General features: G+C 69.0%; 11 protein-coding genes and 1 pseudogene. 8 read left to right on the plus strand and 4 right to left on the minus strand.

Annotation, left to right across the window (positions count from 1 at the left end):
• On the minus strand, positions 1-911 hold a 911-nt coding region (locus V7E09_RS10870), incomplete at its 3' end, for a YdcF family protein (protein WP_324523378.1).
• Between the two features lie 138 nt (positions 912-1,049).
• Here V7E09_RS10870 and clpB point away from each other — a divergent pair.
• The 8 genes and pseudogenes from clpB (at position 1,050) to V7E09_RS10910 (ending at position 10,397) form a co-directional block, all read left to right on the plus strand.
• Positions 1,050-3,626, plus strand: coding sequence for an ATP-dependent chaperone ClpB (clpB, locus tag V7E09_RS10875; protein ID WP_324511380.1), 2,577 nt, complete (start codon positions 1,050-1,052; stop codon positions 3,624-3,626).
• Positions 3,627-4,037: 411 nt separating this feature from the next.
• Positions 4,038-4,868: an alpha/beta fold hydrolase gene (locus V7E09_RS10880; RefSeq protein ID WP_324511379.1), complete on the plus strand. Its 831-nt coding sequence runs from the start codon at positions 4,038-4,040 to the stop codon at positions 4,866-4,868.
• Positions 4,865-5,695, plus strand: a complete 831-nt coding sequence (locus V7E09_RS10885) for a spermidine synthase (protein ID WP_442956877.1) — start codon at positions 4,865-4,867, stop codon at positions 5,693-5,695. The genes V7E09_RS10880 and V7E09_RS10885 overlap by 4 nt, the downstream gene beginning before the upstream one ends.
• Before the next feature lie 21 nt (positions 5,696-5,716).
• Entirely contained in the window at positions 5,717-6,391 is a 675-nt protein-coding gene (locus V7E09_RS10890; RefSeq protein ID WP_324511378.1) for a sortase domain-containing protein, read from the plus strand.
• A 33-nt stretch (positions 6,392-6,424) separates the two neighbouring features.
• Positions 6,425-6,967: an orotate phosphoribosyltransferase gene (pyrE, locus tag V7E09_RS10895; protein ID WP_324511377.1), complete on the plus strand. Its 543-nt coding sequence runs from the start codon at positions 6,425-6,427 to the stop codon at positions 6,965-6,967.
• Between the two features lie 83 nt (positions 6,968-7,050).
• Entirely contained in the window at positions 7,051-8,106 is a 1,056-nt protein-coding gene (locus V7E09_RS10900) for a LemA family protein (RefSeq protein ID WP_324511376.1), read from the plus strand.
• A gap of 199 nt (positions 8,107-8,305) precedes the next feature.
• Positions 8,306-9,043 (plus strand): annotated as a pseudogene (locus V7E09_RS15720) (MFS transporter); the annotation flags it as partial.
• Between the two features lie 85 nt (positions 9,044-9,128).
• The gene (locus tag V7E09_RS10910; RefSeq protein ID WP_324511374.1) at positions 9,129-10,397 is read left to right on the plus strand and encodes an MFS transporter; all 1,269 of its coding nucleotides are present in this window, start codon (positions 9,129-9,131) and stop codon (positions 10,395-10,397) included.
• Here V7E09_RS10910 and V7E09_RS10915 read toward each other — a convergent pair.
• From V7E09_RS10915 to V7E09_RS10925, 3 genes are all read right to left on the minus strand, one after another.
• A complete protein-coding gene (locus V7E09_RS10915) occupies positions 10,394-12,841 on the minus strand; it encodes an MFS transporter (protein WP_324523379.1) in 2,448 nt (815 codons plus the stop codon). The genes V7E09_RS10910 and V7E09_RS10915 overlap by 4 nt on opposite strands.
• Before the next feature lie 39 nt (positions 12,842-12,880).
• Entirely contained in the window at positions 12,881-13,372 is a 492-nt protein-coding gene (locus tag V7E09_RS10920; protein WP_324511372.1) for a MarR family winged helix-turn-helix transcriptional regulator, read from the minus strand.
• A gap of 58 nt (positions 13,373-13,430) precedes the next feature.
• Positions 13,431-13,859, minus strand: a 429-nt coding sequence (locus V7E09_RS10925) for an undecaprenyl phosphate translocase family protein (protein WP_324523380.1), incomplete at its 5' end; no start/stop codon positions are given.

Raw genomic sequence — 13,859 nt, forward strand, 5'->3', positions numbered from 1 at the left:
GGGTAGTAGTAGCCGGCCGTCGGGGCACCCACGACCCGTGCGTTGAGCCCCAGCGAGCGGGTCAGCATGCCCGCCCGGAGCGCGTGATAGTTGCTGGTCACGACGATCACCGGGGCGTCCGGGGACGGCAGCAGGTGACGAGAAAGCTGCAGGTTCTCCCGCGTGGTACGCGAGGCGGTCTCGGGCAGCACCAGGTCGGACGGCGTCCCGGCTGCCACCAGGAAGCGTCCCATCGCCACCCCCTCGGGGATCGACTCGTCCGCCCCCTGGCCGCCGCTCGGGATCAGGACCGGTGGCGGGGCGAAGCGCTGCTGCACCTCCCGGGCCTTGGCCAGGCGTCCGGCCAGCAGCGGGGGAACCCGATCCCCGTCCAGCAGCCCGGCGCCGAGCACGATGATGGCGTCGGGACGCCGCAGCGCGGTCAGGCGTCCTGAGAGCAGCGAGGTCGCCCAGAAGGCGGCGAAGCAGGTGGCGACGTAGCCCGCCAACGTGAGCACCAGGAACGTGAGGCTGGTCACAACGGTGCGCGTCGTGGCGCCCCAGGACTCGGGCCAGTTCACGAAGATCATCGCCACCAGCCCGACCATTCCCAGCCCCGCGAGCAGGGACAACGCGTTGCCGAGCGAGAGGCGTTCCTTGCGCAGCATCGTCACCCCGTTCGCCAGCAGGAAGACGGTGAGCACCGGATAGCTGAACAGAGGAACCAGCGCGCAGAGCACGAGGAAGGCCCCCAAGGGGATCAGGTGGCCGTGCTCGGCGGCCACCACCAGTCCGCAGAACAGGGCCAGGCCGAAGCCGCCGATCAGCGCCACCCCGTACAGGATGCGGCGGCCGTCGGCGATCATGCGCCAGAGCCCCCAGACGAACACGATCAGCCCGACGATCATCGGAGCCCAGACGAACCAACCCATGCTTGCCAGCCTGTCAGGTCCAGCCCGGCAAGGCCTCATCCTGAGGGCGCGAGCCTAGCCATCCTCTGGAATACTGGGTTCGTCAGTGGGGTTGAGTCTAATGAACTCAACTTCTCCACCACCCCTGAAAGGACCGCTGTGGACACTGAGAAACTGACGACCAAGAGCCGGGACGCCGTCAGCGCAGCGCTGCGCAATGCGCTCACCAACGGCAACCCCCAAGCCGAGCCCAGCCACCTGCTGCACGGGCTGCTGATGGTGCCCGACAACACCGTCGGCCCCCTGCTGGAGAGCATCGGCGCCGACCCCGCGTCCCTCGACGCCGCCGCGCAGCACGCCATCGGCAAGCTGCCCAGCTCGACCGGATCGTCGGTCACCCAGCCGACCCTCTCCGGCGCGCTCGCGCGCGTCCTGGCCGACGCCGAGACCCGTGCCGCCCAACTGGGCGACGAGTTCGTCGCCACCGAACACCTGCTGATCGCGCTCGCCGCCATCGACTCCGACGCGCGGCCGCTCCTTGCCCGCGCCCAGGTGACCCCCGACAAGCTGACGACGGCGTTCAACGAGGCACGCGGAGACAAGCGGGTGACCTCCGCCGAGTCCGAAGGCGGCGAGTCCGCGCTCGACAAGTACTCCATCGACCTCACCGAGCGCGCCCGCGAAGGCAAGCTCGATCCGGTCATCGGCCGTGACTCCGAGATCCGCCGCGTCGTACAGGTGCTGAGCCGCCGCACCAAGAACAACCCCGTGCTGATCGGTGAGCCCGGCGTCGGCAAGACCGCCGTCGTCGAAGGGCTCGCGCAGCGCGTCATCGAGCAAGACGTCCCCGACTCGCTGAAGAACCGCCGCGTCGTCTCCCTCGACCTGGCCTCCATGGTCGCGGGTGCCAAGTACCGCGGTGAGTTCGAGGAACGCCTCAAGGCGGTCCTCAACGAGATCAAGGACTCCGAAGGCCAGATCATCACCTTCATCGACGAACTGCACACCGTCGTCGGCGCCGGCGCCTCAGGCGAGGGAGCCATGGACGCCGGGAACATGCTCAAGCCCATGCTGGCCCGCGGCGAACTGCGCCTCATCGGCGCGACCACGCTGGACGAATACCGCGAGCACGTCGAGAAGGACCCCGCCCTGGAGCGGCGCTTCCAGCAGGTGCTGGTCGGTGAGCCGTCCGTCGAAGACACCATCGCGATCCTGCGCGGCCTGCGGGAGCGCTACGAGGCCCACCACAAGGTGCGCATCACCGACGGGGCGTTGGTGGCCGCCGCTCAGCTCTCCAACCGCTACATCACGAGCCGCCAGCTTCCTGACAAGGCCATCGACCTGATCGACGAGGCGGCGTCCCGGCTGCGGATGGAGATCGACTCCTCCCCCGAGGAGATCGATCAGCTGCGCCGCCAAGTGGACCGCATGACCATGGAGCAGTTCGCGCTGGAGAAGGAGGAGGACGCCGCCAGCAAGGAGCGCCGTGATCGGCTCGCAGCCGAGATCGCCGATGCGAAAGAAGCTCTGCGAGGCCTCGAGCAGCGCTGGGAGGCCGAGAAGGAGGGCCTCAACCGGGTCGGCGACATCAAGACCGAGATCGACCAGCTTCGCGCTGAGGCCGACAAGCGGCAGCGCGAAGGAGACCTGACCGGCGCGTCCCAGATCCTGTACGGCCAGATCCCCAACCTGGAGGCGGAGTTGGAGAAGGCCTCCCAGGCCAGCCAGGCCACACCGATGGTCGCTGACGAGGTGTCCAGCGAGGACATCGCCGAGATCATCTCCAGCTGGACGGGCATCCCCGTCGGACGCATGATGCAGGGCGAGTCGGAGAAGCTGATGCGGATGGAGGAAGAGCTCGGGCACCGGCTCACGGGTCAGGAGCAGGCCATCCGGGTCGTCTCCGACGCTGTGCGGCGCTCCCGTGCCGGGATCAGCGATCCCAACCGCCCCACCGGATCGTTCCTGTTCTTGGGGCCGACCGGCGTCGGCAAGACCGAACTGGCCAAGTCGCTGGCCGAGTTCCTCTTCGACGACGAGCGCGCCATCGTCCGCATCGACATGAGCGAGTACGGCGAGAAGCACACCGTCTCGCGGCTGGTCGGCGCCCCTCCCGGCTACGTCGGGTACGAGGAGGGCGGCCAGCTCACCGAGGCCGTGCGGCGGCGTCCCTACTCGGTGGTGCTGCTGGACGAGGTGGAGAAGGCACACCCCGACGTGTTCAACATCCTGCTGCAGGTGCTGGACGACGGACGCCTGACCGACGGCCAGGGCCGCACGGTCGACTTCCGCAACGTCATCTTGATCATGACCTCGAACCTCGGTTCGCAGTTCCTCGCCGACATCTCCTTGCCGGTGGAGAAGCGCAACGAGGCGACCATGCAGGTGGTGCGGGCGTCCTTCAAGCCGGAGTTCCTCAACCGGCTCGACGACATCGTGATGTTTGACCCGCTGACGCAGGAGAACCTCGTCCACATCGTCGACATTCAGCTCGCCCGGGTCGCGGCGCGGTTGACCGATCGCCGAATCACGCTGACGGTCACGGACGCCGCGAAGGACTGGCTGGCCCGTACGGGCTTCGATCCGGTCTATGGTGCGCGTCCGCTGAAGCGCCTGATCCAGACGACCATCGAGGACGGCCTGGCGCGGGCCATGCTGTCGGGCCGGCTCCACGAGGGCCAGACGGTCAGCTTCGACGTCACCCCGACCGGCGACGGCCTAGCCATCGTCGAGTGACCCTGCCCCCGCCGAGGACTGAGGCTAAGCGCGCCGAGGACTGAGGTTGAGCGCGCCGAGGACTGAGGTTGAGTGCGCCGAGGACTGAGGCTCGGCGGGTTGAAGACCCCAGATCGTCATCCGGACCCTACGACGCTTCCTACTCAGGTCCTGGATGGGCTGACGCTCAGTCCTCGGCGGCTAAAGCCTCAGTCCTCGGCGGCCGGAGCCTCAGTCCTCGGCGGCCGGAGCCTCAGTCCTCGGCGGCTAAAGCTCCAGTCCTCGGCGGGGTCTGCCTCAGTCCTCGGCGGGAGGGGGAGGGCGTCGGTAGGCTCAAGGGGACGCCGCAGATGCGGTGTGATGTCGCGGACGCGGTGATGACGTCGCGGATGCGGTATGGGGAGTGACGCTGTGCGTACAGGAGGAGTGACGATGTCGTATCTGACCGTTCCTGGGGAAAGCCCGATCCAGCTCTACTACCGGGACTTCGGAGGGTCGGGACGTCCCGTCGTGCTGATCCACGGCTGGCCCCTCTCGCACGAAGCCTGGGCCGGGCAGATCCCCGCCCTGACCAACGCGGGATTCCGGGTGATCGCTTACGACCGTCGCGGCTTCGGGCGCTCCGACAAGGCGCCCAGCGGTTACGACTACGACACCTTCGCCGCGGACCTCCACGAACTCCTCACCCAGCTCGACCTGAGCGACGCCGTCCTCGTCGGCTACTCGATGGGCGGCGGCGAGGTCGCCCGCTACATCGGGCTCTACGGAACCCAGCGGGTCGCCGCCGCCGTGTTCGCCGCCTCGATCACCCCCGCGTTGTGCCTCACGCCCGACAATCCCGACGGGGCCATGCCGCTGCCGGGTTTCATGGGTTTGCGCGAGCAATGCCGCGGCGACCGGGACGCCTTCCTGCCCACGTTCCTCACCGGCTACTTCAGCAATCCCGAGGAACTCGCCGTCACCCAGGCACAGTTCGACGCCGCCCTGGCGCTGGCCGCCCATGCTTCCGACACCGCGCTGCAGGACTCGATCGTCGCGTGGGCCACCGACCTGCGTGCCGACATCGCCCGCGTGGACGTCCCCACGCTGGTGATCCACGGCAATGCCGACAACGCCGTCCCCTTCGCGCATGCGGGGGCGCGCACCGCCCGGCTCATCCCCGGCGCTCAGTTGGTGGAGATCGACCACGGCCCTCACGGCATCAACGTCAGCCACAAGGACGAGTTCAACGCCGCGCTGCTGTCGTTCCTGACCTCCCTGTGACACGCGAGGGGACGCATCGGGCCCGCATCGAGGCCGACCCCTTTCACGTCGGGGCCTTCACGGTGATGGCCGGGGACACCGCCCAGTCGTGGGTGGTGCCGGACGATCCGCTGCACCTGGAGTTCGAGTATGTCCAGCGAATCTGCGAGGCGCTCGATGCCACGGTGCTGGCGCGCCCCGAGCAGGAGCGTCTGCGGCTGGTTCACCTAGGCGGGGGAGGACTGACGATCCCGCGCTACGTGGCCGCGCGCCGGCCGCGCACCGCGCAAATCGTGTGCGAACCGGACATCGACCTTCTCGACGATGTCCGGCGCGTCATGCCGCTGCCGCGTGGCTCGGGCATCAAGGTGCGGCCCGTGGACGGGCGCAGTGGCCTGGCGGCGATGCCGCCCGACTATGTCGACGCCCTGGTCCTGGACGCCTTCGACGGGGCTCGGGTCCCGCCCGGCCTGGCGACCGCCGAGTTCTTCGACGAGGTCGCGGCGCGCCGACGTCCGGACGCGGTCTTCTGCGCCAACATCACCGACCGGGCTCCTTTTGCGTGGGCCCGCCGGTTCGTCGCTGGGGTGCGCGCCACCCATCGATCGCTGGTGGTGAGTGCCGAGACGCCGGTGTGGAAGGGGCGCAGGTTCGGCAATCTCGTGGTCGTCGCGTCCACGGGCGCGCTGCCCGCCACCGCGTTGTCGCGGATCGCGGCCCGCGCCGCGTTCCCCTACCGGTTCCTCGCCGGACGCGACGTCGTCGACTGGATCGGGGACGCCGAGCCGTTCACCGACGCGGACGCGCAGGCCTCCCCGGTGCCCCGCAAGGGCACCTGGTTCTCGTGAGGCCGCTGGCATACTGACCCCGTGACCGACGACACCGCCGCCCCCGCGCGCGCTCTTGCGGGCCCACCCCGGCGTCGGCGCAGGCCGGTCTTGGTCGCTGGCCTGATCGTGCTCGTCCTTGCCCTGGCGGGCCTGGGCTGGTCGGTATACGACGTGGTGCTGCGTCCACCGGTGGACCCCGGCGAGGCCGCCCGATCGGTCTCCACCCTGAGGGAGAGTTGGGCCGTCGGTCAGGACACCGTCCCCGATCCGCTGAGCAGCCGGGCTGTCGCGGTGGTCACGATCCCCGCCCTGGGGGCGGCCGAGTGGCCGGTGGTCGTCGGGGCTGACCCCACGTCGCTCACCCGCGGGCTCGGCTGGTACCCCGGGACGGCCGCCCCCGGTGAACTCGGCAACTTCGCGCTCGCGGGCCAGGGAGGGATCGCGGGGCCGCTGGCCGGGTTGTCCCGACTGGTCACCGGCGACCAGATCGTCGTCGAAACGGCGACGCGGCGGTTCACCTACCGCATCGACAGCGATCCTGGTGTGGCGACGGTGAACCGTGCCGACACGTGGGTGATCCAGCCCGTTCCTGGTCGCCCCGAGGTGAAGCCGACGGTGGCCAGGCTCACATTGACCACCGCCCAGGATCTGGTCGGGTCGGATGCGCGCACCGTCGCAAGTGCCACGCTGGCGGCTACCGACGAGAAGTCCTGAGCGTCCCGGGGCGTCGGCATTAGGCTGACCGGCATGTCGGATCGAAGCGCCCTGATCGAGCACATCACCCACCTGGCCGTCGTCCACGGACGCGTCACATTGGCCTCTGGCAAGGAGGCCGACTACTACGTCGACCTGAGGCGGGTGACCCTGGACGGGGAGGCCGCCCCGATCGTCGGACGCGTCATGCGCGACCTGGTCGCCGATTGGGAGTTCGAGGCGGCCGGTGGGCTGACCTTGGGGGCCGATCCGGTCGCCGTCGCGATGCTGCATGCCGCTGCGGCGCAGGGAGAGCGGTTGGACGCCTTCGTCGTCCGCAAGGAGTCCAAGGCGCACGGGCTGCAGCGCCGGATCGAGGGGACCGAGGTCGCGGGCCGCCGGGTGCTGGTCGTGGAGGACACCTCGACGACGGGTGGGTCGGTCATGCAGGCGGTCGAAGCCGTCCAGGAGGCGGGCGGCATCGTGGTGGGAGTTGCGACCATCGTCGACCGTGACACCGGCGTCCGTGAGCGGATCGAGGCCGCCGGGTTGGCGTACCGGTTCGCGGTGAGCCTGGAGGATTTGGACCTGCACTAGCCTGCGTGCCGTCCCGGATTCTTCCCCGAAGCGCCGCGGGGCCCCCTGATGGGAGCAGCGGGGCGGCCGCTAGTGTGTCGGCCATGGAGTTTTTCCTCATCTTGGTCCTCGTCGTGGTCATCGTCGCGGGCGCCTGGGGCCTGTCCGCCTACAACGGCTTCATTCGGGAACGCAACCTCATCCAGGAGTCCTGGCGTCAGGTCGACGTCGAACTCAACCGTCGCTATGAGCTGATCCCGAACCTCGTCGAGACGGTTCGTGGCTATGCGGCTCATGAGCGCAACACCCTCGAGGGGGTGGTCCGGTTGCGTGCCCAGGCGCAGCAGATCGCCGCTCACGAGGGTGGCGCCGCGCCGTCGCAGGCCCGAGCCCAGGCGGAGGAGCAGCTCAGCTCCGCCGTTCGGGGCCTCATGGTCAGCGTCGAGGCGTATCCGGAGCTGAAGAGCAACCAGAACTTCCTGGAACTGCAGCGCGCCCTGGCTGAGACGGAGGATCGGATCGCGGCTGGCCGTCGCTACTACAACGCCAACGTCCGCAACTACAACACGCGGACGGAGTCCGTGCCCTCGAACCTGATCGCCAACGCGTTCCATTTCGAGAAGGCCACCTATTTCGAGGTCAACGAACCGGAGGTGCGCCGGGCACCCGATGTGAGCTTCGGGGAGATCGCCTACCGCGGTGACCAGCCTCAACAGGTCCAGCCACAGCAGCCGGGCCAGGTGTACGGCGGCGGCGCTCCCGAGTTGCCCACCCCGCAACAGCAGGGGTATCAGCCGCCGAGTTATGGGCAGTCGCAGCCGGTGCAGCCGGTGCAGCAGGGGTATCAGCCGCCGAGTTACGGGCAGTCGCAGCCGGGGCAGCCGGTGCAGCAGGGCTACCAGCCGCCGAGTTACGGGCAGTCGCAGCCGGTGCAGCCGGTGCAGCAGGGGTATCAGCCGCCGAGCTATGGGCAGTCGCAGCCGGTGCAGCCGGTGCAGCAGGGCTACCAACCGCCGAACTACGGGCAGTCGCAGCCGGGAGATGCGGCTCCGCAACCGGCGGCCGATCCCCAAGCGGCCCCGGATCCGAGCGCTTCCCCGGCCGAGGGTGAGGGCGGGGAAACGCCGAACCCGTTCCAGCGGCCCAGCGGTCAGCAGTAAGGCAACCTCCTGACGGGCGTCCACGTGGTGGGCGCCCGTCAGTGCGTCCGGGCCGGGCGGCTCCGCAGCGGGGAGCAACTCCCCGGCAATTCCCGCCGGGCGCGCCGCTGGCAGGAGTAGGGTGCCGGAGATGCCCGCGCCGACCACTGAATTCGATTTCGCCAAGATCCGGTGGATCTACTATGGGCTGCTGATCGGCATGTTCACCAGTTCGATCAGCCAGACGATCGTCAGCCCCGCCATCCCGCGCATCGTCTCCGACCTCGGCGGAGTGCAGTATTACGCGTGGCTGTCCACGATCGTCATGCTGGTCTCGGCGATCATCACCCCCATCAGCGGGAAGCTTGCCGACATGTTCGGGCGCAAGCGCTTCTACGTGCTGGGGCTCGGCATCTTCTTGTTCGGATCGATCCTGTCCGGCCTGGCCATGAACTTCCCGTGGCTGATCGTCTCCCGCGCCGTTCAAGGCATCGGCATGGGCGTCCTCATGCCGCTCTCCCAAACGATCCTCGGCGACATCATCCCGCCCCGGCAACGCGGCAAGTACTCCGGTTACATGGGGGCGCTCATGGGCGCCGCGCAGGTCGCGGGCCCCCTGATCGGCGGAGCCATCACCGATCTGTCGAGCTGGCGCTGGCTGTTCTACATCAATCTCCCGATCGGTCTGCTGGCCCTCTACCTCGTCATCCGCTTCATGAAGGTGCCGGAGCTCGACATCCCCCGGCGGGTCGACTACGCGGGCATCTCCACCATGAGCATCGGGGTCACCGCACTCCTCCTGGGCATCAGCTTCGGTGGAACGATGGGCTGGCTCGCGCCGCTGGTGGTGGCGATGCTGGCCGTCGGCGTCGTCTTCATCGGCGCGTTCATCTGGATCGAGGGAAGGGCCGCCGAGCCGATCGTCCCGCTCCACCTGTTCCGCAACCCGATCTTCACCTGGGCGGTCATCGGGGCCTGCTTCATGAACATGACGCTCATGGTGCTCATCGTCTACACCCCGGTCTACGCCCAAGGCGTCCTCGGTGTGTCCGCCACCGTCCGGCCTGATCCTCATCCCCATGAACGTCGGCCTCTTCGTGACCGGCATCGTCATCGGCAACCTCACCACCCGCACCGGGCGCTACAAGTCCTTCATGGTCGCGGGTGTCGTCGTCATGGGCGTGGCGACCCTCCTCATCACGCGGCTGTCCGCCGACTCCACCTCGTGGCAGCTCACGTTGTTCACCGGCCTCTTCGGCATCGGCGTCGGGATGGCGTTCCAGTTGTACGTCCTCGTCGTCCAGAACGCCGTCCAGCGACGCGACCTCGGACCGGCGACCTCTTCGGTGCAGTTCTTCCGCAACGTCGCCAACACCATCGGGACCGCGGTGGCCGGCACCATCATGACCTCCCAGCTCGCCAGCGGCATCAACTGGCACATGACGCCGCGAGCCCGCTCCGAAGCTCCCGCAGGCGAGATCGACCCCAACTGGGTCCTGAACCACGACGTCTTGGTCACGCTGCCGCAGTCGCTGGCCGATGTGCTGCGCTCGGCCCTGGCTGACGCCATGCACAGCATCTACGCGATCCTTCCGTGGCTGGCGCTCATCGTCTTGGTGGCCACCTTGGCCATCAAGTCGATCCCGCTGCGGGAGACCCTCGGAGCGCCCGACCCCGAGCAGGCGCTCGACTCTGCGGCGCTGAGCAACAACGATCCCAACACGTTGCCGCTGACGGAGGAGGAACACCGCGCTCGCGGCCGCGAGCGGATGATGGCCGCACACTTGATTCTGCTGACGGAGCAGGTCAAGCGCGGCGAGAACGACCTGCTGCGTGCGGCCGTGGCCGAGTTCGGCGGGGGCGACCTCGACCGTGGCATGCAGTTGCTCCGCTCGACCAGCACCATGCTCCTCTCCGAGGACCCCGCCGAGATCGACGCGAACGAGGAGTTCGCCGTCGAGCTCTCCGACCGCGGTGAGCAGCGGCAGATGCTGAGCGCCGACCTCACCGGACGACTCAACGATGTGGCAGCCCTGGTGGCCCGGCAGTCCGTCCAGGCAGGCCCTGGCACGCCGATCAAGCCCCGGCTGGGCACCTCGCGCGGGATCGACGCCCACGCCTTGCAGCGGGCCGTGTGGATGCTCGACACGGCCCTGGTCGCCGACTTCGCCGATCGTCGATGGAGCCCCGTGGACGCCGATCTCCCCGGTGAGGGCGAGGGCGCGGCCGGCTCCGTCACGCCAGAGCAGTCCCCGCAGCCGGACGACGTTCCGGACCCGGACGAGACCTCGCGGCCGGACGCGCGCCGCTAGCGGCGCGGCCGACCCACCAGGACGAGGGCGACCAACGAGAGCGCGGCGGCTCCGCCGAAGAGCAGGTAGACGCTCCGGAATCCCTGGTTGAGGCCCTGCTGGTAGGCGGACTCGATGGCCGGCGCTGCATCGTCGATTTCGGCCAGGTAGCTTTCCAGCGCGGTGTCGAACGCGGCCGGCACGGCCTCCTGCAACTCGACCATCTCCGCGCGGGTGACGCGCAGTTCGTCGCGTTCGGCCAAGACGGTGCTGCGCGCCTCGGCCAGGTCAGCGCGCGCCCGCGCCAGGTCGGCTCGTCCCCCGCTCAGCTTGACCGAGGCTTGGGCCAGGGCGGCACGGCCCCGCAGGAGCGCGGCTCGGGACGCCACCAGGTCGGCTCGTTTCTTCGTCGCCTGCTCCCGCTTCGCCTGCAACTGCGTGCGCTGCTCGATGGCGGCGCCCCGTTGGGCCTCGAGCTGAGCCACGGCGGCCCGCAGCCCCGCCACCTGTGCACCAGCGCCCGGAGCCGGACCCGACTCGACCGCGGCGCCCTGCTCCGCCTGCGCGAGAGCCTCCCGCTGGCCGGCCAACCCCTCGTCCATTCCCGCGATGGCCCGATCGAGTCCCGTCAGACCCTGGGCCATGCCGCCGATGCCCGCATCCACACCGGCGATGCCCTTCCGCATCCCGGCCAGGCCCTCATCCATCTTGCTCAGCTCGCGCGTCATCCGCCCCAGCGAGGTGGACATGGTGGCGAGGTTCGCGTCCATCGTCGCCAGGCTGTCGGCCATGTTCGCCTCGGCGTCGGACATGCCCTTCAAGCCCTCATCCACCCCGTCGATCCCCGACTGGACACCCGTCGTGATGGTCGCGATGGTGGCGGGGGTCTCCTGGGCGAAGAGGATGCGCGCGACGTCCTTGGACACCCCGACGATGGTGGTGACGTCAGCGTCTCGCAACTCCTGGACCAGCGGCTCGGGTAACGACCCCGTGCCGCCGGTGTCGATGGTGATCTCGGTGGTGTTGAGCAGGGCGGGATCCAGCGAGCCGAGCCTGTCGGACAGGGCCGGGTCGGCCTTCCATCGCGTCAGCGTCTCCTGCAGTTCGGCGGCGTGGGGGAGTGCCGGGGCCGGGATGGTCCGCGGCAGCGCTGCCGTCACGTCGGCCTGGACGACGACGCCCGCTTGGGCGAGGAAGCCGACCATCACCGCCGGGGCGAGGGTCGTCCCGATCGAGCGCATGAGCGACAAGGTGGCCAGCGCCGAACTGGAGTCCGCCGGGTCGGTGCGTTCCAGCATCATGTAGTTCAACGGCGAACCCACGACGAAGCCCAGTCCGAGCCCGAGCAGGCACAACGACACCATCACGCTCACCGTCGAGGGGGCCGGGATCGCCCAGCCGATCAGCGCCGCGGCAGCCACCAGGCAGACCAGGGCGCCGAAGCCGAGCACCAGGCGTGGGCCGAACCGGTCGGTGAGGCGGCCCGACAGGGGAGCCCCCACTCCGGAGGTCAGGCCGAGGGCGATCACCGCGTAGCCGCCGCTGCCTGCGGGCAGCCGCAGGGAGTTCTCCGCGAACTCCGGGACGAACACGACCCCCATCAAGATCACGCCGCTCAGCAGTGACAGCAGCAAGGTCAAGGCGATGCCGCGATCGGTGAAGTACGCCAGGTGGAGCACCGGGTCGGCGGCCCGTCGCTCCACCACGATCAGGATCGGCACCAACGCGAGGAAAGTGACCAGGAAGGGCCACACGTCCGTGCCGGTCACGCTGGACGCCACGTCGAGGAAGTCCAGGTTCCGCAGTCCGTAGAGCAGCGACAGGATCATGGTGACCAGCACCAGGCTGCCCAGCGCGTCGATCGGCGCCGTGACCTCACCGGTGTGACGGGGCAGCACGAGGCTGCCCACCACGAGGATGGCCACGGTGATCGGTATGTTGACGTAGAAGATCCACTGCCAGTTCTGCGGTCCTGCGATCTGCAGGACCAGGCTGCCCGCCGAGGCGCCGAAGATGTTGGCGACGCCGTACACCGCGCCCACGAGACCGAGGGCGAGGCCGCGGCGCTCCGTGGGCACGGTGGTGCCGACTTCCGCCGTCGCAATCGGAAGGATGCCGCCGCCGCCGATCGCCTGCAGGGCCCGCGACGCGATGAGCATGCCGAAGCTGCCGACGTCCTGCGACAGGCCACACAGCAGCGACCCGAGGCCGAACAGCCCGATGGAGAGCAGGTAGATCCGCTTGCGGCCGTTCCGGTCGGCCAGCTTGCCCATGATGGGGATCGCGGCGGCGTAGGCCAGCGTGTAGATCGTGATCATCCAGATGCCGGCCGACTCGTCGACGCCGAGCTGAGCGGAGATGATCGGACGGGCAGGGGTGATGATCCCGGTGTCGATGGCCCCCATGAAGATCCCGAGCAGGTACAGGGTCAAGGGTCCGGCCCAGCGTCTCGCGGTTGCGCTCACCGGGACAGGATAGAGCCAATCCTTAAATCACTGAAGTAGTTAGTGGGGGAGCTCGTCCCCGAAGCTGCTCAGCGCGCCGTTGACGTCGGCGAGAAATCTCAGGCACAACTCCAACTCCGCAGCGCTGTACGGCGCGAGCGCAGCCTCATGGGTCACCGAGAGCGGGCCGAAGAAGGCGGCCGCGACCTGACGTCCCCGCCCGCCGATGTGCAGGAGGGTGCGTCGGCCGTCGCGCGGGTCCGGCTCCCGCCACACATGGCCCGATGCGGCGAGCCGGTCGACGAGATAACTCACGGCCGCCTGGGAGAGCCGCAACTCGTCCGCGAGCCGGCGGCCGGTGAGCGGATCGCCCTCGCGTTCCGCTCGCGTGATCGCGGTGAGGGCGCGAAAATCGGTCTGATGCAGATCCTGCCGGGCCGCGAAGGCGGCGCCGATGCGGTCGGACGCCAGGGACAGCCCTTGGAGCTCACCGACGATCGACGCGATCAGCGCCTCCCGGGGAGGGTCGTCCCCACGATCATCGGCCTCCATGGTGGGCATGCTAGCCGCCGGTGCTCGCGACCCGGGGCGGCCCCGGAGCGGGTGGCCGTCAGTTGCCGGAGGCCTCGATCGCCTCGCGCTCGTCGGAGTAGCGGTCCTCCAGCTTGCTGAACAGACAGGAGGCCACCACGCCCAGCACCAGCATCACGGCGCAACTGGCCAGGAAGATCGGCATCGACTGACCAGCTTTCTCGATCGCCCCCGGGGCGAACACGACGGTCGGGAAGATCGCCACCGACGAGCCCACGACCATGCCGAGGATGAAGTGGTACATCGCCGAGTAGTGACGCGCGAACGCCCAGTTGGCCCCCTTGGCGAAGAGCACGACGCACAGCACCAATCCCAGGAACAGGGGGATGAAGACGCCCGGGTCGAGATCCTTGATGCCTGCCGCCATCTTGTCGTAGAGGCCGAAGTAGATGAGGAAGTTCGAGGGGCTCATCCCCGGCACGATCACACCCAGGCCGATCAGGGCGCC

This window comes from Propioniciclava sp. (assembly GCF_036744435.1).
GTDB lineage: Bacteria > Actinomycetota > Actinomycetes > Propionibacteriales > Propionibacteriaceae > Propioniciclava.